The 24,252-nt window shown below is 56.0% G+C and carries 23 protein-coding genes and 3 tRNA genes; 16 read left to right on the top strand and 10 right to left on the bottom strand.

All coding sequences use genetic code 11. From position 1 onward, the window contains the following. Window positions 1-62 precede the first annotated feature (62 nt). The 6 genes from gyrA to CVS29_RS07335 all read left to right on the top strand — a co-directional run bounded on the left by gyrA (window position 63) and on the right by CVS29_RS07335 (window position 4,710). Window positions 63-2,717, top strand: coding sequence for a DNA gyrase subunit A (gene gyrA / locus CVS29_RS07355; RefSeq protein WP_110105697.1), 2,655 nt, complete (start codon window positions 63-65; stop codon window positions 2,715-2,717). Beyond that, complete coding sequence (locus tag CVS29_RS07350; RefSeq protein ID WP_110105696.1) at window positions 2,714-3,265, top strand: DUF3566 domain-containing protein; 552 nt, start codon at window positions 2,714-2,716, stop codon at window positions 3,263-3,265. The genes gyrA and CVS29_RS07350 overlap by 4 nt, the downstream gene beginning before the upstream one ends. Before the next feature lie 143 nt (window positions 3,266-3,408). Further along, a tRNA-Ile gene (locus tag CVS29_RS07345) sits at window positions 3,409-3,482 on the top strand. A gap of 35 nt (window positions 3,483-3,517) precedes the next feature. After that, the gene (locus CVS29_RS18635) at window positions 3,518-3,637 is read left to right on the top strand and encodes a DLW-39 family protein (RefSeq protein ID WP_211315102.1); all 120 of its coding nucleotides are present in this window, start codon (window positions 3,518-3,520) and stop codon (window positions 3,635-3,637) included. Between the two features lie 40 nt (window positions 3,638-3,677). Continuing rightward, window positions 3,678-3,753, top strand: a tRNA-Ala gene (locus CVS29_RS07340). 81 nt (window positions 3,754-3,834) lie between these two features. After that, on the top strand, window positions 3,835-4,710 hold the full coding sequence (locus tag CVS29_RS07335; RefSeq protein WP_110105695.1) for a DMT family transporter: 876 nt from the start codon (window positions 3,835-3,837) through the stop codon (window positions 4,708-4,710). A 61-nt stretch (window positions 4,711-4,771) separates the two neighbouring features. Here CVS29_RS07335 and CVS29_RS07330 read toward each other — a convergent pair whose 3' ends face one another. Beyond that, complete coding sequence (locus CVS29_RS07330; protein WP_146213013.1) at window positions 4,772-5,779, bottom strand: hypothetical protein; 1,008 nt, start codon at window positions 5,777-5,779, stop codon at window positions 4,772-4,774. 137 nt (window positions 5,780-5,916) lie between these two features. On the opposite strand from CVS29_RS07330, the gene CVS29_RS07325 reads away from it, so the two are divergent. Continuing rightward, window positions 5,917-6,459 (top strand): peptidylprolyl isomerase, encoded by a 543-nt coding sequence (locus tag CVS29_RS07325; protein WP_110105693.1) that lies wholly within the window; start codon window positions 5,917-5,919, stop codon window positions 6,457-6,459. Between the two features lie 362 nt (window positions 6,460-6,821). Continuing rightward, window positions 6,822-7,415, top strand: coding sequence for a rhomboid family intramembrane serine protease (locus CVS29_RS07320; protein WP_306457070.1), 594 nt, complete (start codon window positions 6,822-6,824; stop codon window positions 7,413-7,415). Window positions 7,416-7,484: 69 nt separating this feature from the next. Here CVS29_RS07320 and CVS29_RS07315 read toward each other — a convergent pair whose 3' ends face one another. Then, window positions 7,485-8,036: a flavin reductase family protein gene (locus CVS29_RS07315; RefSeq protein WP_110105691.1), complete on the bottom strand. Its 552-nt coding sequence runs from the start codon at window positions 8,034-8,036 to the stop codon at window positions 7,485-7,487. A gap of 599 nt (window positions 8,037-8,635) precedes the next feature. Here CVS29_RS07315 and CVS29_RS18410 point away from each other — a divergent pair. The 3 genes from CVS29_RS18410 to CVS29_RS07305 all read left to right on the top strand — a co-directional run bounded on the left by CVS29_RS18410 (window position 8,636) and on the right by CVS29_RS07305 (window position 10,815). Continuing rightward, window positions 8,636-8,791, top strand: a complete 156-nt coding sequence (locus tag CVS29_RS18410; RefSeq protein ID WP_170120927.1) for a hypothetical protein — start codon at window positions 8,636-8,638, stop codon at window positions 8,789-8,791. Between the two features lie 557 nt (window positions 8,792-9,348). Beyond that, window positions 9,349-10,101: a response regulator transcription factor gene (locus CVS29_RS07310; RefSeq protein WP_146213012.1), complete on the top strand. Its 753-nt coding sequence runs from the start codon at window positions 9,349-9,351 to the stop codon at window positions 10,099-10,101. Between the two features lie 423 nt (window positions 10,102-10,524). Then, window positions 10,525-10,815: a hypothetical protein gene (locus CVS29_RS07305; protein WP_110105689.1), complete on the top strand. Its 291-nt coding sequence runs from the start codon at window positions 10,525-10,527 to the stop codon at window positions 10,813-10,815. Window positions 10,816-10,818: 3 nt separating this feature from the next. Here CVS29_RS07305 and CVS29_RS07300 read toward each other — a convergent pair whose 3' ends face one another. Next, complete coding sequence (locus CVS29_RS07300; RefSeq protein ID WP_170120926.1) at window positions 10,819-11,073, bottom strand: cell division protein CrgA; 255 nt, start codon at window positions 11,071-11,073, stop codon at window positions 10,819-10,821. A 339-nt stretch (window positions 11,074-11,412) separates the two neighbouring features. On the opposite strand from CVS29_RS07300, the gene CVS29_RS07295 reads away from it, so the two are divergent. Genes CVS29_RS07295 through CVS29_RS07290 form a run of 3 tightly spaced genes read left to right on the top strand, consistent with a single transcriptional unit; the run spans window position 11,413 to window position 12,930 of the window. After that, the gene (locus CVS29_RS07295) at window positions 11,413-12,123 is read left to right on the top strand and encodes a class E sortase (protein ID WP_373366725.1); all 711 of its coding nucleotides are present in this window, start codon (window positions 11,413-11,415) and stop codon (window positions 12,121-12,123) included. 2 nt (window positions 12,124-12,125) lie between these two features. Beyond that, entirely contained in the window at window positions 12,126-12,290 is a 165-nt protein-coding gene (locus tag CVS29_RS18405) for a hypothetical protein (protein WP_170120925.1), read from the top strand. A gap of 1 nt (window position 12,291) precedes the next feature. Continuing rightward, the gene (locus CVS29_RS07290; RefSeq protein ID WP_110105687.1) at window positions 12,292-12,930 is read left to right on the top strand and encodes an anthranilate synthase component II; all 639 of its coding nucleotides are present in this window, start codon (window positions 12,292-12,294) and stop codon (window positions 12,928-12,930) included. Between the two features lie 51 nt (window positions 12,931-12,981). On the opposite strand, the gene pknB is transcribed toward CVS29_RS07290, so the two are convergent. From pknB to CVS29_RS07255, 7 genes are read right to left on the bottom strand one after another with little or no spacing between them, the layout of a single operon-like run. Continuing rightward, window positions 12,982-14,880 (bottom strand): Stk1 family PASTA domain-containing Ser/Thr kinase, encoded by a 1,899-nt coding sequence (gene pknB / locus CVS29_RS07285; RefSeq protein ID WP_110105686.1) that lies wholly within the window; start codon window positions 14,878-14,880, stop codon window positions 12,982-12,984. A gap of 60 nt (window positions 14,881-14,940) precedes the next feature. Then, window positions 14,941-16,743 (bottom strand): protein kinase domain-containing protein, encoded by a 1,803-nt coding sequence (locus CVS29_RS07280; protein ID WP_110105685.1) that lies wholly within the window; start codon window positions 16,741-16,743, stop codon window positions 14,941-14,943. Further along, window positions 16,740-18,194, bottom strand: coding sequence for a penicillin-binding transpeptidase domain-containing protein (locus CVS29_RS07275; protein WP_110105684.1), 1,455 nt, complete (start codon window positions 18,192-18,194; stop codon window positions 16,740-16,742). Before CVS29_RS07275 ends, CVS29_RS07280 begins: the two co-directional genes overlap by 4 nt. Next, on the bottom strand, window positions 18,191-19,585 hold the full coding sequence (locus tag CVS29_RS07270; RefSeq protein WP_110105683.1) for an FtsW/RodA/SpoVE family cell cycle protein: 1,395 nt from the start codon (window positions 19,583-19,585) through the stop codon (window positions 18,191-18,193). Before CVS29_RS07270 ends, CVS29_RS07275 begins: the two co-directional genes overlap by 4 nt. After that, a complete protein-coding gene (locus CVS29_RS07265; protein WP_110105682.1) occupies window positions 19,582-21,264 on the bottom strand; it encodes a PP2C family protein-serine/threonine phosphatase in 1,683 nt (560 codons plus the stop codon). Before CVS29_RS07265 ends, CVS29_RS07270 begins: the two co-directional genes overlap by 4 nt. Before the next feature lies 1 nt (window position 21,265). Next, window positions 21,266-21,751, bottom strand: coding sequence for an FHA domain-containing protein FhaB/FipA (locus CVS29_RS07260; RefSeq protein ID WP_110105681.1), 486 nt, complete (start codon window positions 21,749-21,751; stop codon window positions 21,266-21,268). Next, window positions 21,748-22,578, bottom strand: a complete 831-nt coding sequence (locus tag CVS29_RS07255; RefSeq protein ID WP_110105680.1) for an FHA domain-containing protein — start codon at window positions 22,576-22,578, stop codon at window positions 21,748-21,750. Before CVS29_RS07255 ends, CVS29_RS07260 begins: the two co-directional genes overlap by 4 nt. A 384-nt stretch (window positions 22,579-22,962) precedes the next feature. On the opposite strand from CVS29_RS07255, the gene CVS29_RS07250 reads away from it, so the two are divergent. Both CVS29_RS07250 and CVS29_RS18195 read left to right on the top strand, forming a co-directional pair. Continuing rightward, a tRNA-Leu gene (locus CVS29_RS07250) sits at window positions 22,963-23,045 on the top strand. Between the two features lie 658 nt (window positions 23,046-23,703). Then, the gene (locus CVS29_RS18195) at window positions 23,704-23,892 is read left to right on the top strand and encodes a hypothetical protein (RefSeq protein ID WP_146213011.1); all 189 of its coding nucleotides are present in this window, start codon (window positions 23,704-23,706) and stop codon (window positions 23,890-23,892) included. Window positions 23,893-24,252 lie beyond the last annotated feature (360 nt).

Here is a 24,252-nt window from a genome sequence, read left to right as displayed (position 1 = left end):
CGAGCATGGCCCTCTAGAAATAGTTCGAACCAGACATATATTGGGAATGGAATATAAAAATTATGAGTGAAGAAACACCCCAGAATCCTCAAGAACCCGCAGTAGATGACAGCACTACTGAGGTCATCGAGGGAAGCTTGATGCATGACAAAGTAGAACGAATTGATCTCCAAGAGGAGATGAAGCGTTCTTACCTGGACTATGCCATGGCCGTCATTGTGGGCCGTGCTCTCCCCGATGTCAGGGACGGGCTCAAGCCTGTTCACCGCCGTGTCCTCTACGCCATGTTCGACGGCGGATACCGCCCCGAGCGCTCTTTCAACAAGTGCGCCCGCGTGGTTGGCGAAGTGATGGGCCAGTACCACCCCCACGGTGACTCAGCCATTTATGATGCTCTGGTTCGCCTGATCCAGGACTGGACCATGCGTTACCCGTTGGCTCTGGGCCAGGGTAACTTTGGTTCCCCTGGAAACGATGGTGCTGCCGCACCTCGTTACACGGAGACTAAAATGGCCCCGCTGGCCATGGAAATGGTCCGCGATATCGATGAGGAAACTGTCGATTTCCAGGACAACTACGACGGCAAGAATCAGGAACCAACCATCCTGCCGGCACGTTTCCCCAACCTCCTGGTCAACGGATCCTCAGGTATCGCCGTCGGTATGGCCACCAACATTCCCCCACACAACCTGCGTGAAGTTGCCGAGGGTGTCCAGTGGTACCTGGCCAACCCGACAGTGGGACGAGAAGAACTCCTCGAAGCTCTAATTCAGCGCATTAAGGGACCCGATTTCCCCACCGGTGCACAAATTTTGGGCCGCAAGGGTATTGAAGATGCCTACCGTACAGGCCGTGGCTCCATCACAATGCGTGCCGTGGTCAACGTTGAGGAAATCCAAGGCCGCACCTGCCTGGTGGTCACCGAGCTGCCTTACCAAGCTAACCCTGACAACCTAGCAATCAAGATTGCCGATCTTGTCAAGGACGGCAAGATCTCCGGGATCGCCGATCTCCGTGATGAGACATCTGGCCGTACAGGTCAGCGCCTGGTTGTTGTCCTCAAGCGTGATGCCGTGGCCAAGGTAGTCCTGAACAACCTGTACAAGCACACACAGCTGCAGGAAAACTTCAGTGCCAACATGTTGGCCATTGTTGACGGCGTGCCCCGTACCCTGCCGTTGGACGCCTTCATCCGTCACTGGGTTACCCACCAGATGGATGTCATTGTCCGCCGTACCATGTTCCGACTCCGTAAAGATGAAGCGGAGCAACACATCCAGCGAGGCTTGCTGAAGGCGCTGGACGCCCTCGACGCCGTCATTGCCTTGATCAGAGCATCATCAACTACTGAGGAAGCCCGCGACGGCCTGATGGCCCTGCTGGACATCGATGAAATCCAGTCCAAGGCCATCCTTGACATGCAGCTAAGGCGTCTGGCTGCCTTGGAACATCAGAAGATTCAAGATCGCAGCAATGTCTTGACCCAACAGATCACCGAATATAACCGTATTCTGGCCTCGCCCGAGGTTCAGCGCGGCATTGTCAGCGAAGAGCTGGCGGAGATCACCGCTCGCTTTGGGGATGACCGCCGCACAGAAATCATGATGGGTTACGACCCCAACATGAGCATGGAAGATCTCATTCCTGAAGAGGAAATGGTGGTCACCATTACCCGTGGCGGTTACGTCAAGCGCACCCGTAGCGACAACTACCGCACACAGCACCGTGGCGGCAAGGGCGTCAAGGGCGCGCAGCTGCGCGGGGATGACGTCGTGGAGCATTTCTTTGTGACAACCACCCACCATTGGCTGCTGTTTTTCACCAACCTGGGCCGCGTCTACCGTGCAAAGGCTTATGAGCTGGCCGAGGCGGGACGTGATGCCAAGGGACAGCATGTAGCCAACTTGATGGCTTTCCAGCCCGATGAGAAGATCGCCCAAGTCATGGAGCTCAAGGACTACCAGCAGTCTCCCTACCTGGTTCTGGCAACCAAGAACGGTCTGGTCAAGAAGACTTCACTGGAGGATTACGACACCAACCGTTCGGCCGGTGTCATTGCCATCAACCTGCGTGACGGTGACGAACTTGTCTCCGCGCAGCTGGTCTCCGACACCGACGATCTGCTGTTGGTCTCCCGCAAGGGTCAATCCATCCGCTTTACTGCCACAAATGAGGCGCTGCGGCCCATGGGCCGGGCAACATCTGGTGTTACGGGCATGAAGTTCCGTGACTTTGATGAACTTCTTGCCGCCAATGTGGTCACTGATGATTCCTTTGTGTTTATCGTCACAGAAGGCGGCTATGCGAAGCGAACAGCTGTTGAGGAATACCGTCTGCAGGGACGAGGCGGTCTGGGCATTAAGGTTGCCAAGCTGGTGGAGGATCGCGGAGACCTGGTCGGAGCACTGATTGTTCAAGAAGATGACGAGGTTTTGGTGGTCATGGGCGGCGGCAAGGTGGTACGTTCCAACGTCTCGGAAGTACCCGCCAAGGGACGCGACACCATGGGTGTCATCTTCGCCAAGCCGGATAAGAATGACAAGATCATTGAGGTTGCTCGCAACAGCGAACGAGGCCTTGAAGAAGATGAAGAAGCCGCGGAAATTGAGGCCTCTGAAACCCCTGAGACCGCGATTAATGGCTCTTTAGAGGGAAAGCAACAAAATGATGAAGTACCGTTAACGGGTCATGACGGAACAACTGGAGGCACAGATTGAGCACCAATAACCCGATTCCGCGGCCAGGGTCCGCCCCAAGGGTAGGTGCACCTGCCCGCCCCGCCCAGCGCCCCACAAGCGCCCCAGCGACTGCTGGAGCCGTTGGTGCGAAGCGGCCTGTAACCAAGACGCCTGCGCCGAAGTCACCCCCGTCGCTGGTCAAGCCAGCACCCAAGGCAAAAGCACGCCGCGCCCGTCTTCTGGTCAGCAAAATTGATCCCTGGTCCGTCCTGAAGATGGCGTTCCTGCTCTCTGTTGCCCTCGGTATTGTGACCGTAGTTGCAGCCATTGCGCTCTGGTCAGTGCTGGACACCATGGGCCTGTTCGGCACTGTAAACGACTTCGTCAATGAGATTCAGGGCAAGGAGGGCGGGGTCCCGTTCGATCTCCTGTCAATCATCTCGTTGGGGCAAGTGGCATCCTTTTCAACCATAGTTGCAGTTGTTAACGTTGTGCTCTTGACCACACTTTCCGTACTTTCTGCGGTTTTGTACAACATCTCGGCCACTCTAGTGGGCGGAATCGGTGTCACCTTGACTGATGACTAATCAGTCAAAAACCGCGGATTATCGCGAAAAAAGGCGTTAAAAGATCAAAATCGGCGGGTTCTGCAGACCCGCAGGAACCGCCGATTTTGGAATTTGGGATTGTGTGCGGTAAAGTTTTGTCTCGGCCCGGTGAGGGTCAAGTAGGGCGTATAGCTCAGGCGGTTAGAGCGCTTCGCTGATAACGAAGAGGTCCCTGGTTCAAGTCCAGGTACGCCCACGGAACCCTACGGTTCTTGTAAAGGATGGTGCATTATGAAGAAGTTGCTGATTTTGATCACAGCTCTGACTGCGGCAGTATTTTTGAACAGGAAGTGGCGGGAATCCAAAGTTGTGAAGACAACCTGGAGCAAGGCAACTGATTCGTTAGTGTGAATCTTTTGGTTCTGTTTCAGATATACTGAATTATCCTCATGGGGGCATGGCGCAATTGGTAGCGCACCTGCTTTGCAAGCAGGGGGTTCGGGGTTCGAGTCCCCGTGCCTCCACCATGAGAAACAACCCCGGTCATCAGACCGGGGTTGTTTTTTTATCAGCACAACGGCATTGTCCCCTTGCCCTAGGCTTGAACAGTGATAATTATTTTGGCCTTTGTGGGCATTTTGGGCGTTTCAGCCTCCGGACCCATCATGGCCGCCACTATGGCCCCCGCCCTGACAATCGCCTTGTGGCGCAATGTTTTTGGCGCCCTGGTATTGGGCACGCCCACAGTGATCAAGAATCCGGGATTATTTAAATCCCTGACCCGGGCGGAATTGAAATACACGGTTATTGCGGCAACAGCACTAGCCTTCCACTTTGCCTGTTTTATCACCGCAGTGAAGTTGACAAGCGTGGCGGGCGCAACGGCCCTAGTCTGCTTGCAGGCGGCGTGGATTGCGCTCTTTCAATGGATCCGCGGAATGAAGCCACCGAAGCCGGTACTGCTGGGACTGGGCACTGCGCTGCTGGGCGTAGCGGTTATCACAGGGTTCGACATAGGGGTTTCGCCGCAGGCGCTCATAGGCGACGTCTTGGCGGTGGCAGGAGGCATCCTTGCCGCCATCTACACCCTGGCCGGTTCAAAGGCCCGCAAGACCCTCTCCACAGGGGCCTACTCGAGCCTTTGCTACGGCCTGTGTTCGCTCATCCTGCTGGCGTTGTGCCTGGTGTTTCGCCAACCACTTTTGAATATCCCGCCGGAGGCGTGGTGGGGCATTATTGGCGTCACAGTGGCAGCCCAGATATTTGGCCATACCATCTTCAACTATTTGCTGGCCACCATTTCTCCCCTTGTGGTCTCCATGATGATCCTCGTAGAAATACCAGGGGCGGCACTTTTAGCCGGTTTCTTCCTTGACGAGCAGCTACCACCGGGAACGTATGCGGGCCTGGCCTTAATATTGGCAGGGCTGGCTGCGGTGATTCTGCGGCAGGGCCGCAGCGGCCTAAAGAAAACAACGGCCTAAAAAAGAGGAGAGGCCGGGAGTAAAACTCCCAGCCTCTCCGTGAAACAAACTGCAATAAAACCTACTTCTTGGGATCCTTCGGCTTCGGCGAAGCGTCCTCCACGGCGCTGGAAGCTGCATCCAGCAGCTTCGCGGCCGCATCCTTGGCATCGGAAGCGGCATCAACCACATCGTCCTTTACTGAAGCGCCAGCCTCGGCAACTTCTTCGGCCCCGGACTTAACCGCATCCTTCGCCTTCTGCACCACAGTGTCAGCGGGCTCGGCAACCTTGGTGTCAGCGCCGTCGTCCGCGGGAACGGGAGAAGGAACTACTGCCGGTGCAGGCGCAGGTGTTGGCAAAGTAGCAGCAGGCGCCGGCGCAACAGGTTCCGGTGTCTTCCAGGGATCGGCCACAGGCTTGGATGCCTTCCATGCGGCAACGCCTGCAGCGGTAGCCGCGACAACCACGCCAACTACAATCCAGGCTCTCCCGCTGCGCTTTTTCTTCTTCGAAGCCTTTGTCATTTCCGCAGCAAATTTCTTGGCGGCCTCAGCGGCAGCCTTCTCGGCTTTAGCCACGGCTTTCTTGTTCCCTGTCAGTTTCGCTGCAACGAGCTCCACTTGGGGCGACACCTTCGAACTCTCAAGGGCTAGTTCAACGGCGTGAGCTGCTTCGCCCAGCTTTTCTGCGAGGAGGGGAAGGAAGTCATCCACAACTTTGTCTTTGACACTGGTGATGGCCGGAGCCGTCTTCTCCAAAGCTTCATGAATGCGCGGGGTAGCTTCATCAACGGCATCGGAAATACGGGGTGCCAGCTTTTCAATGCCGTCCTGAATCTTGGGGGTCACAGCTGCAACGCCGTCGGCAGTGTATTGCGCGGCTTTGCGTAATCCGTCCTGAACAATCGGCGAGGCATGCTCAATGCCTTTTTCAATCCGGGGAACAGCCCAACTGAGAGCTGCCTCAACACGAGGTGTTGTCCAGTCCTTAGCATTCTCAACGTGGGGTGCTACCCATTCCCGGGCATTATCCACACTGCTATTCAATGAATCTTCCAAACCTTGGGTAAAGCGGTCGACCTTCTTCACGTTTCCTCCAGATGTCAGCAGTTCCATCTTTTAGCCTACGTCTAGTGGAGCCCTGTTGCTATCATTTGCCAGTTCGCCGGGCGCGGAATGCGAGGTCCTCTCAGAAGATTCTCATGGACACGTGGCAGAATATGAATATGACTGCTATCCCAACCGCAAAAGCAACTATCAGCACTAGCCTTGGCGACATTGAGGTAAACCTCTTTGGAAACCATGCTCCTAAGACAGTGGCAAACTTCGTTGGCCTGGCCACCGGGACTATTGAATGGACCCACCCGGGCAGCGGCGAGAAGACCAACGCGCCCCTGTACAACGGGACAATCTTCCACCGCATTATCAAGGACTTCATGATCCAGGGTGGGGATCCCTTGGGCCGTGGCGTTGGTGGCCCCGGCTACCAGTTCGATGACGAGATCAACCCGGATCTGAACTTCAACGATCCCTACAAGTTCGCCATGGCGAATGCTGGCACCCAGGGTGGCCGTGGCACTAACGGTTCACAGTTCTTCATCACCACGGTCAACACCAGCTGGCTGCAGGGTAAACACACCATCTTCGGTGACGTCACGGACCAGGCCTCACGCGCCGTAGTTGACGCGATTGAAGCTGTTGCCACGGGCGCAGGCGACAAGCCGCGCGAGGATGTTGTCATCAACTCCGTCACCGTCGAACAGCTCTAATCAGCGCTTGACCCTTCTGGCTTTGGTTGCCGGGAACCTTTCTGGTTCTCGGCAACCAAAGCCTTCCTTATATACCCTCAATTAGGATCCCTCCCATGAGTTCTGCATATCCGGTCCCGGAATCCGCCACTGGCGCTCCCGTCTGCCCACGGCACCCTGACAGGGTTTCCTATGTGAGCTGTCAGCGGTGTGGCCGGCCAGCGTGCCCGGACTGCCAACGCAGTGCTGCTGTGGGGATTCAGTGTGTGGATTGTGTGAGGGCTGCTACGAAGGCGGTTCCCTCCCGCAAAACCATGTTCGGAGGCGTCGCCCGAGCCGGGCGGCCCGTTGTAACCATCACGATGATGGTCCTTTGCGTGGCAATGTTCGCCCTTGACTGGGCCATCCCCAAAGACTTCATCTTCCAGAATTTTGCCTACGCCCCGTTCCTGACTGAATCTGAACCGTGGCGCATGGTGACCTCCGCCTTCTTGCACTCAACGAACATCATGCACATCGCCTTCAACATGTATGCCTTGTGGATTCTAGGTAACGCCCTGGAGCCGGCCTTTGGCCGCGTTCGCTTCCTTGCCATCTACCTGGTCAGTGCATTTGCGGGATCTGTTGGCGTGCTCTTACTCTCCCCCATCGACACCGTGGTTGTAGGTGCCTCAGGGGCAGTCTTCGGTCTTTTCGGAGCTCTCTTCGTCGTTCAGAAGAAGCGCGGTGGCGACCTTCGTCAGATCGTTGTGCTGTTGGCGATTAACGCAGCCATTGGATTCTTCATCCCGAATATTGCTTGGCAGGCACACCTAGGTGGGCTGATCGCCGGCGCCTTGTGCACCGTTGCGGTGGCCTATGCCCCTGCCAAGAAGCGCAACCTCATCCAGTGGGGCGGAATCGCCGCGGTGGTGTTGATCCTCGTTGGCCTCACACTTTACAAGGTCTCCACCTTCCCTGCCTTTGTCATCAGCTAAAGTTTGCAGCAACGCCCCGCTTACCTTTCGGTTAGGGACTGAGCTTGCGTTGAGCAGCCCTTATCACCTTTAAGGTTTGAGCCGGCGGTAGTCCCCGCCATAGTGAAGCAGAGGCGAAACCTCCTTGTTCCAGGGAGCATCTTCACCCATCGAAAGAACATTTCCCACCACCAACAGATGAGTTGCAGCCTCGTGGATGGCAGTGGTTTCCACCTCAAAGTAGGCAAGGGCCCCTGCGATGATCGCATTTTCAGTGACCTGGCTGCGCCTAAAATCGATCTGGTTTAACAGCCCCTCGATTGGTGTACCCGGGCTGGCAAGCCAGTTCGCCTGCGATTTCTGCTCCGCTGTGAGCAAGGACAAAGCCCACGATCCGGCATCTGCAACTGCCTGCGCAATCCGTGAGTCAGCGTAGAGGCTGACCAGCAATGTCGGAGGCTCATAGGACACTGACAGATAGGCGGTCACTGTGGCGGCATAATCGCGGTTGCGCAGTCGAGTGCTGATGATGGCCACAGATCCTGCCTGTTCTGCGCTGAGCCGTCGGTACTCATCGATGGCATCTTGTGTAAGTTGCTGTGGGAAAACTCTGTGGATGTCGAGGGGATCAGGTAGTTCCATAGCTTCATGCTTGCACGTTTTACAACGTTATCCACATAGATGTCCACACGTGGGCATAACTTACAGAGCTGTAGTTCTAGTAGTTTTATCTTCGTCGAATATGCACTTATCCCCAGGTTTATGCACACTGGGTATAAGTTACACACATGTAATTCCACAGCTGTGGATTACTTTTCTGACGCGGTTAAAATGATCTCAGCTCGAATCCGCCGCAAAGTTATCCACTTCTGTGGATAACTTTGTGAACAACTAGGTATAACCTCACTTTCGAAGATGGCTTGTGGATAGTTCGAAGATGTTTTCCACGTCGGTGGATAAGTATGTGGGTTGTGGGAAAAAGTTATCCACAGTGTGGAGAAGTCTGGGGATAATGTCGCAGAGGCGCCGGGTTCCTACACTTGTGTAGGTTCCCAAGCTATTTCTGACTTGTCCCTGTTTCATATCACCAGCCGTTGGCTCGGTGGTTGGCAGCAAGAAAGGGGCCTCCTGGCTACGGGCTGTTTGTGCGTCCCGGAAGGGGAACCTTGCAGAATCACTGGGCGAAGCGTCCTGATGCACACAGGGCCCTGACTACAGACGTGATCTGATGGCAGTCTCCGATGAGCGCGAAGTGGTCAAGGGCTAATGCAGCTAACATGAACAGCGGCGCCGGGCGCATCGCACTCATCGCCATTGTGCTGATGGTCGCGGGAGTCGGCATCATCCGTCTGGTGCTCGGCCTAGGCCCGTCCAAGACCGGACTTCCGAGCAAGTGAGGCTCAGGGGTACACGTCTAGGTTTATCCCGGGTATGTTGGATCAACAGTTACGGAGGAACCATGCCTAGAGTCAGCAGAAGTGTGATCAGGGCCAGTTCCAGACTTGTTGCAGGTTGCCTCGGCATGGGAATCGGCTGGATTATCTGGTCGACACTGTGGGCTCAATTCACCACGGAGATATCTTCATCGAGCATTGAATCAGTTCGTGATTCGGGCACGTTTGGCTTCATGTGTGGACTCCTTGCAGCATTCCTTGTTGTGGGATGTGGCCAATTGCTCTCTACTTTGGCTGATCAGGCGGTAATTCGGTTAAGCCGTACCACAAATAAGAACTCAGGTGTTTGCGCTTCGTAGCCAATGGCCATGAGTTTCTGGCCACCAGTGGCCACTTCGTCTGCCCGCTGGTGGCCAGCAAAACTGCACGGATATGGCCTGCCGGCGTGGACACTTTGAGGAAGCCATACCAGCGCTGCGTTCGGAGGCTGGAGTACTTGCTGACTATGATCCTTGGTCAGTTTCGCCAACACTTTGTCACAGCTGGCCTATTCCCTTGCCATGCGCGGAGATTTAGTGAGCGCACAGGCCCAACTCTCACAGTTGGCTTCGCTGAACCGGCGCAGCGGAAAATTCCATGAGCTTGAAGCATCTGCCTATGCAGCAGTGACACAGTTCATCACGGGCCAGAACAAATTGGGATTGGCCAGATTGCGCCACCTGCAAAGGGAGTGCCTTAACCGCGGCTATGCCGGCATTGGGCTGACGGTTCTGTCCCTGCTGGTGCGTTTTGGGGACATAGCCTCGATTCCCGCCCTGGCAGAAATTGCCTCCGGGGTGGAATCAGGCAGCCGGGAATTCTTCATGGAATGGTCAGGGGCTATGGTGTCCCAAGATCCCACCGATCTAGAACATGCCAGTTCCGTGGCGAAGAAATATGGCTTTGACCTGACCGCCGTCGAGCTGGCAACCCATGCACTGAATAGGTTCCATGACAGTGGAAAAGTACACAAAAGCATGAGAACCGCCAACAAGGTAGTGGCCATGCGTGAACAGCTGCCAGGGTTAGTGTCAACGGTTTTCACTTCGATTGAAAAACCTAAAATGACCCGTAGGGAACATCAAATTGCGCTATTTGTGGCACAGGGTGAGTCAAACAACTCCATCGCTACCCGGCTTCAGGTCTCACGGCGCACTCTTGAAGGCCACGTTTACAGGACTTTCATCAAGCTGGACATTCAATCGAGGGAGCAACTGGCCTTGTTCATAAACGGCGAAGAATCCGGATCTCAGACTGACTCGTACTACTCATAGTGCACAGCCCTGCGTCCACTGTGAAAAATAGTGTGCAGTGGCCAAGATAGCACCGGTTGGGTCTCCGGTGAGAGTGGGTCTGTTCAAATGGTGTGACTGCCAGCAGTGTTGCCGCCGACTTTCCCTGCAGGGGCACAACTAAGTCACAGGAGAGCACAGGTGCCATCTTTACAGTCCGCACGAATAATCCGCCTAATTGGTGAAGGCATTGAAGACCCGGGAGATTCCCGTGCATGAGGGGTTTTTACCGGCGATCTCACATCTGCAGTCCGGTCCTAAGGAGACAACTGCTTGTGCATGGGCTCTCCAGTTGCGTGCGGCCTGTCCAGAAAATCTAGCTCGGACTAGAGTGGAAGCAAGAGCGCAACTATGCACGCCATTCGGTGCGCAAGCGTTAGTGATTTGGAAGGCAGGGCAGCAAAAATGACAGCACAAGAGGACAGCACAGCACAAGAGGGCAGCCACGGACGCTACGTCCAGGGTGCTTACGGTAAGGCCGGTTCCGAGGAGGGTCACCATGCAGATGACGCCGAGGGCCGTTACGTTGAAGGTGACTACGGAAAGGCCGGCTCGGAAGGCACGGAGGACGAGGCAGAGCGTGGGAGATTCGTTGAAGCTGACTACGGCACGGCCGGAGATGTACCGGGCCGTGCCGTAGGGGACCCCAAGGGCCACTACGTTGAAAGTGACCCAAGGAAAACTACAAAAGATTGAGAACTAGCTGCGCCAGCGAGTTGTCATCATGAAACCGGCCAAGGCAATGCCAAAACCAATGCCAATATTCCAGTTGTGAATGTTGGGGATGGGGAAGCGACCATCAGAGATGTAGTAGGTGATGATCCAAACCAGACCCAGGACCATTAAGGTCACCATGACGGGGACGAACCAAACGGCATTGGGCTGCTGTGTTTTGCTGGAAGGCGTTTGGGCCGGTCCTTTAGTGGGGCGGCGACGCGATTTTGACTCAGGCACAGAAGCTCCTTGACATTGTGGTCGAAGGGAATCGACCACTTCGGTTGTGTGCGGACTGTCCATTGCCTGTGATGTTGCTGGGTAAATTGTTCCTAGGCCGTGAACTGCCGGTATTGTTGACGTAATTCTAGCTGCATTTAACGCAGCTGCAGATTGCATGACATTACCGCTCAACTTCAGTCAGGAGACCCGCGCGTGGTTCGATCGCCTAGCCATGTCGAATCAGCTGTGGGTGTTGAAGAACTCATCACCGGAAATGAAAGGATACGCCGCGGGAAAAAGCGTTCTGCTCGCAAGCAGCGCGCTGAGCGACCCAAGCAGGGCTTTTTCCGTACCTTAATTCAGGTGTTAGGCGAACTTCTTATTACGTGCGGTGTGATATTGCTGCTGTTTGTGGTGTGGGAGTTGTGGTGGACAAACATTGAAGCCAACACGGCCCAGCAACAGGCCGTCTCAGCCTTTGCCCAGGAATTTCAAGGACCAGTGACTCCACCTCCTGCGGATGCGCCCCCCGTTGACTTCGGTCCCCCTAAGGTGATGGCTGCGCCGGACCAGGCAAGCACAGTATTTGGTGTTGTCTATATTCCCCGCTTCGGGAAAACCTATAGCCGGCCCCTAGTAGAAGGCACGGCACCGGCTCAGCTAGATACCCTTGGGCTTGGCCGCTACGACAGTACCTCCATGCCAGGAGCGGTGGGCAACTTTGCGGTGGCAGGACACAGGCAAACGCACGGCGCCGTTTTGGATGCTGTGCACACACTGGTTCCCGGCGACAAGATTTACGTTCAGACTAACGACGGTTACTACACCTACGTGTTCCGGAACAATCAGATCGTCATGCCGAACCGGGCCGACGTGTTGGCCCCGGTCCCCACGCAACTGGATGCCAAGGCCACTGAACGCTTCATGACCATGACCAGCTGTAATCCCCGCTTTGGTGCTGAGGAGCGGATTATCAGTTACTCGGTGTTGGATTCCTGGCAGCCGGCCAGTGCTGGCCCTCCGGCAGAGATTGCCGCCCAAGTCGCAGCGAACAAGAAGGCAGGCTAATCATGTATGGCTGGATTTTTAGAAACCTTCCGGGGCCGCTTTGGTTCCGCATCATCACCACTGTTTTCTTTTTGGCAGCTGCGGTGCTGGTCTTGATGCAGTTTGTGTTCCCCTGGCTTTCCCAGTTTAATCCCTTGAATGACTCAACGATCGGCGGTGGAGTCTGACATGGCAGTGCGGATTCTGGTGATAGATAACTACGACAGCTTCGTCTACACGCTGGTTGGCTACTTGCAGCAGCTGGGCGCTGAAACAACTGTGGTGCGCAACGACGATCTCACCTTGGCTGAGGCCGTGGAGCTTGCCAGCACCCGCGACGGTGTGTTGGTCTCCCCCGGCCCCGGTACCCCCGCCGAGGCAGGGGTGTGCATTGAACTGATCAAATGGTGTGGCAGCCATGACAAGCCTATGTTGGGCGTCTGCCTGGGACATCAGGCCCTGGCAGAAGCCTATGGGGGCGTTGTCACTCATGCCGAGCAGCTCATGCACGGAAAAACCAGCGAGGTTCATCACCGCGGCAGGAGCGTTTTTGCGGGACTGCCGAGCCCGGTTACAGCCACCCGCTACCACTCGCTTTCTGCCGTTCCGGCCAGTATCCCTGACGTGCTTGAGGTGACGGCTGAAACGGCCGACGGCGTGATCATGGGTTTGGCGCACAAGAACGCACCTTTGTGCGGGGTGCAGTTCCATCCTGAATCCGTCCTCACGGAGGGCGGCTACACCATGCTCGGGAACTGGCTCGAATCCCTCGGACTCGTAGGCGCTGTGGCAACAGCATCTACCCTGAGCCCGCTCATCAATAGCTAGAGGCATACCCCTTGGCATTGTGCCGGAGTGCGCCATAGGGTTGGTGCCTTTTTAGGGCTTCGGGGAAGGCGGTGCTGTTGTTTCCGGGGGTTGCTCCCCGGGAGATGGCTCTTGCGAGGCGTTAGGTTCCTTGGGAGTAGGTTTCTTTGCCAAGGTCACCACAACCGAAGTCCGCTGCGCTACTGAGGTACCGGACTGGATGGACTGGCCCGTGACCATGCCAGGAGTGACTACAGAGTTTTCAGATTCCTCAAAAGTCACTTCCAAATATTCCGAAACCTTTTTGAGCGCCTCAGTTACTGCTTGCTTGACCTTTTTTGGATCCTTCGTCAAGTCAAAGAGGGAGGGCATCAGTACCTGACCGTTGGAGATTTTCAATGCGACTCTGGTACCTACGGGAACGCTCTGCCCCGGCGCTGGATCAGTTGTGACCACAAGGTTGGCGTTGATGGATCCGTCATTGACTAAATCGCTAGAACTGATAAGCAGGCCCAGATCCAACAATTCCTGGCGTACTTGGGGCTCAGTGAGACCAGAAATATCTTTGGGTATCTGCACTTCTGAGGGACCTTTAGAAACGAAGATCTCCACAGTGGTATTTAATTCCACCAGAGTCCCCGATGGAGGGTCCGTGCGAATAACCTCGCCCTTGGTGACCGAGGAAAATTCCTCTGCGCTGTGCGGGGACATCCCCAGTGCCTCTAGCTTGACTGTAGCCTCGTCCAGCGTCATCCCGCTAAGCGGTGGGATTGACTCTTTAGCCACCGCGGCAGGAACTGCATTGATCATGTTGTAACCCACCATGGCACCTCCACCGAGCATCAATGCCAGGACCACAAAAAGTGTCACCATCCAGGCCCGCCGTCGGCGTTTAACGGACGGGTAAAGGTTATCAGTGTCCTCGGGGACACCGCCGTTGGTTGTTAGTGCTCCACCGGCCAACTCCTTTGCCATGGCGCGGGTGGAGGGGCCACCAGCGTCAATAGCGGGCGCGGGCATGAGTTTCTGTGGTTCGGAGACAGCTGCGATCACGGTGGTCTCATTGCCGTCTACATGAGACTCTCTCTGGCCGGGCGGAGGTGCCACGCCGGCAACGGCAGCCCTGAGAGCGCGGCGGAACGAGGTGGCATCCTGAAAACGCTGGCGCCTATCCTTCTGCAGCGCACGCATAAGCAGTGCATCAAGCGCCGGGGTCAGGTCAGGGTTGAACGTGCTGGGCACGGGAGGGCGTTCTCGGACGTGCTGGTACGCCACTGAAACAGGTGAATCGCCCGTGAAAGGAGGCCGGCCTGCGAGCATTTCATAGAGCAGGCAAGCTGCTGAATAGAGGTCGCTTCGCGCATCGACGCTTTCACCGCGTGCTTGCTCCGGAGAAAGGTACTGGGCCGTTCCCATAACCGTTTGTGTCTGCGTCATGGTGGCTGCCGAATCGGAGATGGTTCTGGCAATGCCAAAGTCCATGACCTTTACTACGCCCAAAACGCCATTTTCGTCTTCGGTCACCATGACATTGGCAGGCTTGATATCGCGGTGAACAATGCCGGCACGGTGGCTGTAATCGAGGGCTGACAAGACGCCCATGCCGTACTTCAGTGCCTGCTCTGTGGTGATGGCCTTGGCACGTATCAGGTCCCGCAGCGTTTTTCCATGGACGTATTCCATGACAATGTACGGCACGTGCGCACCGTCACCGGGGTGATCCGAAGAAATGTGTTCGCCGGTGTCATAAACGGCAACGATGGCAGGGTAATTTAGCCCTGCAACGGCCTGCGCCTCCCGCCGGAATCGGGCCTGCAGTTGGGAATCGCGAGCCACATCAGCACGCAGCAATTTAATTGCAACAGTACGGCCCAGACGAGTGTCTTGAGCCTTATAGACGTCTGCCATGCCGCCACGGCCCAGCAATTCCCCAATCTCATACCTGTCATTGAGGACGCGCGGAATACTCATGGGTACCTGATTGTCCTTTCTTGGTGGGTGTCAGATCGGGGAACTGCGGGTTGATGTTGATTACTGGCCCTGGCCTTGGCCTTCGCCCTTACCCTGGTTGTCAGCCGGAGGTTCAGTGGTAGCCGGAGCTGATGGCCCGGTGGAAACGTAATAGGTGACCTGTGAACCCTTTGCCGCCTTTGCTCCTGCTCCGGGGTCACTCGCGATTACCTGGCCAGCAGGCAGGTCTGATGGCTGAGAAATTCCATTTGGCGTGAAACCAGCGGCCACAAGGGCTGCGCTGAAGGCATCCCCTGTTTGGCCTGTAAATGAAGGCACGGTGCCCATTTCAGGCCCTGATGAAACAGTCAAAGTGACGTCAGAACCGCGAACCAACGGACCGGTCGGAGAAATATCCGTAACAGTGCCTTTAGCCTGATCACTGGCAACCTCCACCGGAGCATTGACAACCAAGCCCATTCCAATCAGTTTGGCCCGGGCTTCATCAAACGTGAGTCCTTGGAACTCGGTCGGATTGACCACGATCTCTGCCGGGGCTTCTGATGTGGGTGGCTGACTCTCTTCCGTGGGAGTGGGAGCCTCAGAGGTAGCGGGAGCCGAGCTGGGCGGCGCAGACTTGGTAGCCGTGCTGCTTGAGGAGGGTGAGGGCTCGCCGCCAAAGAAGCTGCTGTTCTGCAGGAGCAAGGCACCCACGGCAAAAAGCAAGAGCACTAGCAGGCCCACGAGTGGCCAGGTCCAGGGGCTCCGTCCCTTTTTGGCTGGTTCTTCGGGAGGAACTTCCTCATCCTCGGCAACTAGGAAGGCATCGTCGTCGTTCTCGGCTTGCCAGGCACGCTCGGCGCCAAGGATCTCCGAACGGGTACGGGTAGTGGGTGCATCTGTCATCTCATGGGAGACGGTGGGAAGCGCCGTTGTGTTCGGCTCGGCAACACTGCTCACCACAGAGGTTGCGGCTGTTGCATTGATATCAACAGGAGCCGTAATGGGGCCCGTGGTGGATTCGAACAGGAGCATCCCGGGAACGGCGGCATGGGCTGCCTTGATGTCGCCGGAACGAATAGCCTCCGCTGCATCAGCTAGTTTCAAGGCATTGGCCGGGCGGTTGACAGGATCCTTGGCCAGCATGGACATCAGGAGCGCGCGCACAGGAGTGGGAAGGGTGTCAGGCAGCGGCGGGGGAGCATCGTTGACCTGAGCCAAGGCAATGGCGATTTGTGATTCGCCCGAGAACGGACGGTGCCCGGTGATGCACTCATAACCTATGATGCCAAGGGAATATATGTCACTGGAGCCCGTGGCAATTTGCCCTGTGGCCTGTTCCGGAGCCAAATATTGCGCTGTTCCCATGACCTGACCGGTCTGGGTTAGCGGGACCTGGTCAGCTAGACGAGCGATGCCGAAGTCGGTGATCTTCACCTTATCTTCGGGAGTGATGAGCAAGTTGCCCGGCTTTACATCCCTATGGACCAGACCCTGGGCGTGAGCCACTGCAAGGGCACGGGCGGTCTGGGCGATCATGGACAACGTCCAGTCCGCCGAGAGCACGCGTTCGCGTTCGATCAGGCTGGACAGCGGCTCACCGGGAACTAGTTCCATCACCAAGTAAGCGGAGCCGTCTTCTTCACCGTAATCAAAAACGTTGGCGATGCCCTCATGGTTGAGCAGGGCAGTGTGCTTGGCCTCCGCCCTGAAGCGGGCGCGGAAACCGGGATCTCCCGTGTACTCATCCTTGAGGATTTTAATGGCAACAATACGGCCCAATACCAGATCTTGTGCCTTCCACACCTCGCCCATGCCGCCGATGGCAATGCGTGATGTGAGTTGGAACCTGCCGCCTAAGGTGATACCAGAAATAGGCCTCACTTTTTCAACACCGCCTTGAAGAGTTTGCTTGCATTGGGACTTGTAAGTTGTGCGCCTGTGGGAACGTCCACCTGTGGCATCATAATTGTGACCACCACTTGGGGGTCATCTGCCGGTGCGAATCCGGTAAACCATGCGTTGTTCAATCCGTCTCCGAGTTCTGCTGTTCCTGTTTTTCCGGCAACCTTGACGCCAGGGACAGCTGCTGCAGAAGCAATGCCGTTATCGACCACGCTGACCATCCATTCACTGATTTGGGCGGCGATCTCCGGGGTTGTCGATTGACGGAGAACTTCTGGTTTGAGGCTGGAAACTGTTTTGAGATCAGGGGTCCGTACAGTCTTGACCAGATTGGGAGCCATTTGGGTTCCCCCGTTTGCGATGGCAGAGGTCATCATGGCGATCTGCAGCGGTGATGCGAGAACATCACGCTGGCCAATGGCACTCTGGGCCAGTGCCGCATCGTCAAGTACTCCCTGGCTACCCGGGAAGCGGCTGCCTTCTACCGCAGATGGGAAGCCGAGGGAGTTGTCATTGAAGCCAAACTTCTCAGCTTGGGCCGTTATTGCATCCTGACCAAGGTCAAGGGCAATGCTGGCGAAGGGTGTATTGCAGGAGTTCTCTAATGCGAACGCGAAGGAAGCCTTATCCTTCGTATAGCACTGGCCGTAGGCATAGTTCGGAAGAGCGTAGTCCATACCGGGGAACGTTAGTTCGGCCGGATTGGGAAGTATGCTGTCCTTGTTATATTTTCCGGACTCCAAGGCTGCCGCCGTGTCAATGATCTTGAAAACTGATCCGGGTGAGTAGAGCTTCCTGTAGGCGGATGAGCCGAACAAGTTGATGCCGGGGACTTTCACCAATTCCGCCATTGAAGCATCAAAGTCAGCCTTGTTGTGTGTGGCCATCAAGTTGGTGTCGTAGCTGGGTTTGGAGGCCATGGCGATGATGGCGCCGGTCTTTGGGTTATTGACCACAATGGACCCGCCAATCCCATCAGGGATCATGTCAAACGCCATCTGCTGGATCTTTGAATCAATGGTCAACTCCACGGAACGGCCTTGGAGTTGCTCCCCAGTGAAGATCTGTGCAATGCGTTCCAGGATTGCATCGTTAGAGTTTCCGGTGAGTTCGGGACTCATTACGTCTTCGAGCCCATATTTACCAGACCACTTGCTGAAGAAGCCCGTCAGGCCTGCATACAGCAGCGGGTCATTGTACTTTCGCTGGTACTTGCAGTCGGTGTTCGTGGCAACAGACTCGGCAATAGCCTGTCCGTCAACCAGGATAGGGCCGCGTGAGCTGCAAAAATTCTTCACTAGTTGCCGCTGGTTGCTGGGGTTGTCATTAAGGGAATCAACCGCAAAGAACTGCACATAGGAGATGGATCCAAAAAGCAGTGCAAACAAGGCGATGGCCACGATCCAGGAATTGCGAATGGCAGCATTCATGGTGAAGGCACCTCCTTTTGTGTCGCGTCAATGGGGGAAAGCTGTTCGATGGGCGAAGAACTGGCTGAAACGTCAATGGGACGCCGGGCGGCGTCTGAAATCTTCAGGATCAAAGCCACTATGATCCAGTTGGCTAAAAGAGAGGAGCCTCCCGAAGACAGGAACGGTGTGGTCAAGCCCGTCAACGGGATAAGCCGGGTAACGCCGCCAATGATGATGAAGCACTGCAAAGCCACCGCGAAGGAGAGCCCAACGGCCAATAGTTTGCCAAAAGCATCACGTGTGCCCAATGCGGCTCGGAAGCCGCGCGCAATCAGCAGCGCGTAAAGGCAGAGGATCGCGAAGAGCCCCACCAACCCAAGCTCTTCACCAATCACTGCGATGATCATGTCGCTATTGGCTACGGGCAGCTTGTCGGGTGAACCTTGTCCCAGACCGGTGCCCATAAGGCCGCCGTTTGCTAGACCAAACAAGCCCTCGACAACCTGGAAACTGCCATAGTCTGCCCCTATATAGGCGGGGTCAAAAGCATTGACCCAAACGTCAATACGGCGGGCAACGTGAGGGAATATCTGGTAGGCGGCGACACCGCCGACCGCGATGAGCGCCAAGCCAATGAAGATCCAGCTGACGCGGCTGGTGGCTACATAGATCATGACCATGAACAAGCCAAAGAACAAGATGGATGAGCCCAGGTCCCGTTGGAACACAAGGACGCCAACGCTTGCTAGCCAGGCCACGATCATGGGGGCCATGTCCCGCATTCGGGGTAGCTGGAGAGGGCCGATCTTCTTACCGGCTAGCAGAATTAGATCACGGTTGGATGATAGATACCCGGCAAAGAATATGGCCAGGGTTATTTTTGCTATTTCTCCGGGCTGGAATGTAAATGGCCCGAGGGAAATCCATACGGTGGCTCCATTGACGTTGCCCGCGGAGATGCCTGGCACGAGGGGCAGGATTAGCAGAACTACTGAGACCAGCAAGGAGATGTATGTGTAGCGGCGCAGGATCCGGTGATCTCGTAGGAACCAGATCACCGTAATGGCAGCTACCACCGCCAGGCTTGTCCACATCCATTGGCGTGTAGCTGCCGTGTCACCAGAGGTGATGTCCAGGCGGTGAATAACGGCCAAGCCAATGCCATTGAGGGCCACCACAACAGGCAGTATTACCGGATCGGCATATTTTGCCTTGAAACGTAAAACCACGTGGAATGCTAGGGAGAGTCCGGAAAGAATTGCTATTTGCGTGAAGAAATCGTTGTCGAAAGTGCGGCCCAGATTCAGGTTCACCAAGGCATTGGCCATAGCGGACACGCCCAGGGCAAGGATCAGTAACAGAAGCTCGGTGTTACGGCGCGGTTTGGCCACGGTCAGCAACTGGCTCATTTTCCACCTCCAGGAATACAGGTGGGCTGTGCAGCAGTTGCGGGGGCACTAGACGCTGAGGTGCTAGCTGTACCAGTGACGTTGGGCGAAGTGCTGGGGCTGGGGGTGGGTTTTGAGTTAGCCGAGGCGTTGCTTCCTGGTGTGGGGGTTGCTGTTGGGGTGGCCGCCGGGGCGGTTTCCAGAACCTCGCAGGGAGGCAAACTAGTTCCAGTGCCCAATTGAAGGTCACTGATGATCTGTTCGGCATTGCTCAGTGTTGAAGCCGGCATGGTTGCAGCCACGAGTTGCTGGGAGTAGGCCGGAAGCGAGGATACTTCCACCTCTGTTTCCCGGTACAAATGCGAGAGGGAAATGGGCCCGAGTGATTGTGAGACACCCTGAAATATTGCCACATTCCCGCTATTTACCCCCACAAAATATTGGGTTTGGGTCCAGGCGTAGGCCGCCCAGGAACCTGCCACGATGGCCATAGTCGCTAGGAAACCAACAATTGCCAACACCAGCGGGCGCTGACGAATCCTGGGCAAGGAGACCTCAGTGTCTTCTACCAGGGTGGGCTGTTCAGCAGGTTTGTGTGTGAGGACGGTTGCTGCGCGGCGGTTGGCAGGCGGTCTGGTCAGGAGCGGTATCCGGCCCTCAGCGTTGGCCGTCACGGCAGCCCCAACTAGCTCATGTTTGCGCGATGCCAGTTCACGACGGACTGCGGCAGCACGGATATGGGAGTCGAGGGCCTCAGGAGCGTACTCTTCGTCCGCCTCCGCAAGATCCCCCGGGAGGCTTAACTCCTCACCCGGCCTAGTCACAGCGAAACTTTCCGGGCCCTCTAGAAGGCTGGATTCGTCGTCGTACTTTTCGGGATCCGCTGTGAGGTGCGGCAGAGGAGCGTCATGAGGGTGCGGCGCGGGGACCTCTACGGCATCCAGCGCCGCGGTTTGCGTCTGATCCGGGTTGCTCTCGAGAATGTCAAAAACAACTACAGTGACATTGTCCGGCGAGCCGGCGGCCAATGTTAGATCGATGAGTGTGTCGGCGGCCGTCGCCAATGACTTGGTATGGCGGATGACCTCTTCAATCATCTGGTGGCGGACAAAGTTCAGACCGTCGGAGCACAGGAGCCAGCGCTCACCCGGCTCCGCATCGAAATATTTCAGATCCAGCTCAGGAGACGCATCCACGTCACCGAGCACACGCATGAGGACGTTCTTATGGGGATGAACCTCGGCTTCAGCCTCGGTCATGCGGCCTTCGTCGATCATGCGCTGGACAAAGGTGTGGTCTGTGCTGAGTTGCTCAAAGACGCCATTTTTGAGGCGGTATGCCCGTGAATCACCAATGTGCGCGTAGGCCAGACGCTTCCCGGAAAGCAGCAGAGCGGTCACCGTGGTGCCCATGCCAGCCAGTTTTGGGTTGACGTGGACCAGCTCGGAGAGCAGCGAATTAGCGGTCTGAATCTCATCAGCAAGGTGAGCGCCGGCGTCGTCGTTGTGGCGGTTGTGGTCCAAATGGACCAGATCAAGAACGGTGGAAGCGCTGGCAACATCGCCACCGGCGTGACCACCCATGCCGTCAGCTACAACAGCCAGATGTTCACCGGCGTACGCAGAGTCATCATTCTTTGCCCTCACCAGACCTACATGGGATCTTGCCGCGTAGCTAAGAATCAGCGGGTATTCGGCCATGTTATGGCCTCAATTCGATGACCGTTTTGCCGATCCGCACGGGAACCCCGAGTTCCACGGGGAGGGCGCGCGTCAATGCCGTACCACCAAGGAATGTTCCATTGGTAGAACCGAGGTCTTCAATAAACCAGCGGGTGCCTTGCGGGAAGAGGCGCGCGTGGCGGCCAGAAGCGTAGTCGTCCTCAAGTACCAAGGTTGCTTCTTGCGCTCTACCCAACAGAATGGGGACGCCGGTCAGCTCTAGGGTGGTGCCCGTCAGAGGCCCTTCAGTGACAACAAGCTGACGTGCCGCAATTTTCGCTGGTGGAGCCTCTTCAACTAGTTCAGGGTGTTTTCTAGCCTGTCTGGCAGTAGGGGCACCGACTTTAGCCTTGCGGCCAATCACGAGGTCCCTGCGCATAGCCGCAACAACACTGAAGACCATGACCCACATCAAAAGTAGGAATCCGAAGCGCAAAATTGTGACCACAAGACTGAGATCGTTCATCGTTGACCACCGCCGCGTCGAGGCAAAATACGGAAAATTATCTCTGTGCGTCCCATGGTGATGCGGGCTCCGTCGTGGAGGGCAGCGCTGCCTTGTACACGGCGACCATCAACAAAACTGCCGTTTGTGGAGCCAAGGTCTACTGCAGTGTTGGATCCGTCTTCACAACGGATCTCCAAATGCTTTCTTGAAACGCCTGTGTCATCTATCAAGATGTCAGCTTCGGAGGAGCGGCCCAGAATGATTGAGGTTGCATTGAGCGCATAACGCTGACCGTCAATGTCCAAGACTGGTTGACCCAGTGTTTGACCTTGTTCTCGAGGGGCTTGACGCTTGTACACGGGGGCCGGCTGACCTTCGGAGGCGGGCTGTCCCGCGGGGTGCTGGCTGGGCCGTGCTGGCATGCGTGCCGGACTCTGTGAGGCGAAAACGGCAGATGCCTCGGCCGCGGTGCCGCGTTCCTTTTCCGTTGACGACGCAACGTCAAACTGACCGGGGCGCAAGGCTTCGCGGTGGTTAAATGCCACTCTTACTGGGCCCTGGAGTACGTAACCTTGGCTGCGGGCGTGGTTGATCACAACATCACACAGCTCTTCAGCGAGAGTTACCCCCCATGAGCGTGCCCGTTCATAGTCTGCATCGCCGAGCTCAATATTAAAAACATTCGGTGCCAAGGTTCGCCCGGCATCCAAGGTCATGGCTTTGTCGTCGAGTTCCCGACGAATGGCACTAGCCACCTCAACAGGCTGCAATGACTTGGAGCCCAGGGAGAAGGCGCCACGTACTGCCTTTTCAATGCCTTTTTCAACGTTGTCAAACAATCCCATATGCTCTCCTCTCCTACGGCGTTGTTGCGATGATGCCCATGTCTGGAAGTCTTGGAACCGCTACGCATGGATAGCGCAGTTTGAGCGTTATCCGCGCCGCGGACAACCTAGTTCAAAGTTGATACTACTGCCGGAGTCTTGGAATATCCCTATTAGTAGGCCCGGATGTGGCAAATTTCCTACTGGAGCATGATGTTGTCAAAACCTTCTTTCTGGCATCAACTTCCTTGAAAATTCAAGGTTTATACATCCGGGAGGTGTCCCATTCCCGCTGCTTCACGGGCCTACCCGAGTCTCGTTTAGGTGAATCGGCAATATTCCTATATGCTTGATCTCGCTGTTCCACTGAAAGTCGAAAGACAAACCCGGTGGATGGCGAAAAACGCGCGAGTGGCGGAACGGCAGACGCGCTGGCTTCAGGTGCCAGTGTCCGAAAGGGCGTGGGGGTTCAAATCCCCCCTCGCGCACGTTTTTGAGAAAGACCCCGATGCAACCTATGGTTCCGTCGGGGTCTTTTTGTATGCCCGAACCTTTGTGTTCCTCACAATGGTGCAGTGCAGGTCAGGGCAGGGCATAGCAGGGCAGGGCATAGCCCTAGGGGCGCTGGCCCCGTTGCGGGACAAGACCCGCAGCCACGAGAGAATCAGATTCAGCGTTGGAACGGGCTCGAGCATCTGAGTTTGAGAGCAGAAGTCCCACAGTTGGTTCCATACCTATTAACCCTTTACTACCTATTTAACCCGTTTACTACCTATCGAGACCCAGCAAGACTTAACCAAGGTGCATGAAACTATCAGATTCCCTTCGTTGAGCATGGGCTTCTACTGTTCCAACTCTGACGTGGCTGTACCTATGAATAAGTGGTTGCAAGAGTGCAGATAACCATGGGCTTCACCTGGATCTACAACCTCGGCTCTACAACCCCGGCCACAAATGGCTGCGCTGCCTATGCTGAAGGCATGAAGAGGCTAATGATTGGCATCGCCTCCATCTCGGCAGTTCAGTAGTTGCGGTCATCCTACCTGCGCTGCTCCCCCTAGGGTCGACTTAGGATTCGGTGGCTTCCTCGCAGCACGTGTTGTATTCACGATTGCCCAATCCGTATTTGAAGGTCTCATCGCCAAATTGGCGGCCAAGTTCACGCCCGCGCTTGCTGGCATCGCTTCTTTAGTGTCTACATGGTTGGCGCTGATCATTGCCAGCATTGCCAGCAGTGCTGGCGGGTGGCATTCGGGGCCACAGCTTCTTTACTTGGATATTCGCAGCGCTAATTATCTGGGCGATCACGGCTCTGTGCGCGATACTCGTTCCTAAGTACTTTCTGAAGGAAACCGCCAAATAGCAAGAACCTCTTATGCTCAGTACTGGTATCTAGGGCTCTGAGCAGGAGGGGCCGCGTGGATTTGCGTGTTGGTTGTTTGGTGTGTATTGTTTATCGAGTTGTCCTGATGAAGGGCGGCGTGACTAGCGGGAAAATGATTGTGTTTTGGTTGTTTTCTTGGGTTGTGTGGTGTGGTTCGCTGGAAAGTGGATTTGCATTGCGGCCCGGGTTGGTCTAGGATTGGAAAGTTGCCCCGGCGCTGATCGTTACGGATTGTTTGATGGTTCGGATGTGTTGGTTGGGTGTGGTTGTTGTTTGAGAACTCAATAGTGTGCCAAGTTTTATTGATACCA

Origin of the sequence: Arthrobacter psychrochitiniphilus, from assembly GCF_003185915.1 — a bacterium.
GTDB lineage: Bacteria > Actinomycetota > Actinomycetes > Actinomycetales > Micrococcaceae > Specibacter > Specibacter psychrochitiniphilus.
This window is presented reverse-complemented; position numbering and strand designations above follow the sequence as displayed.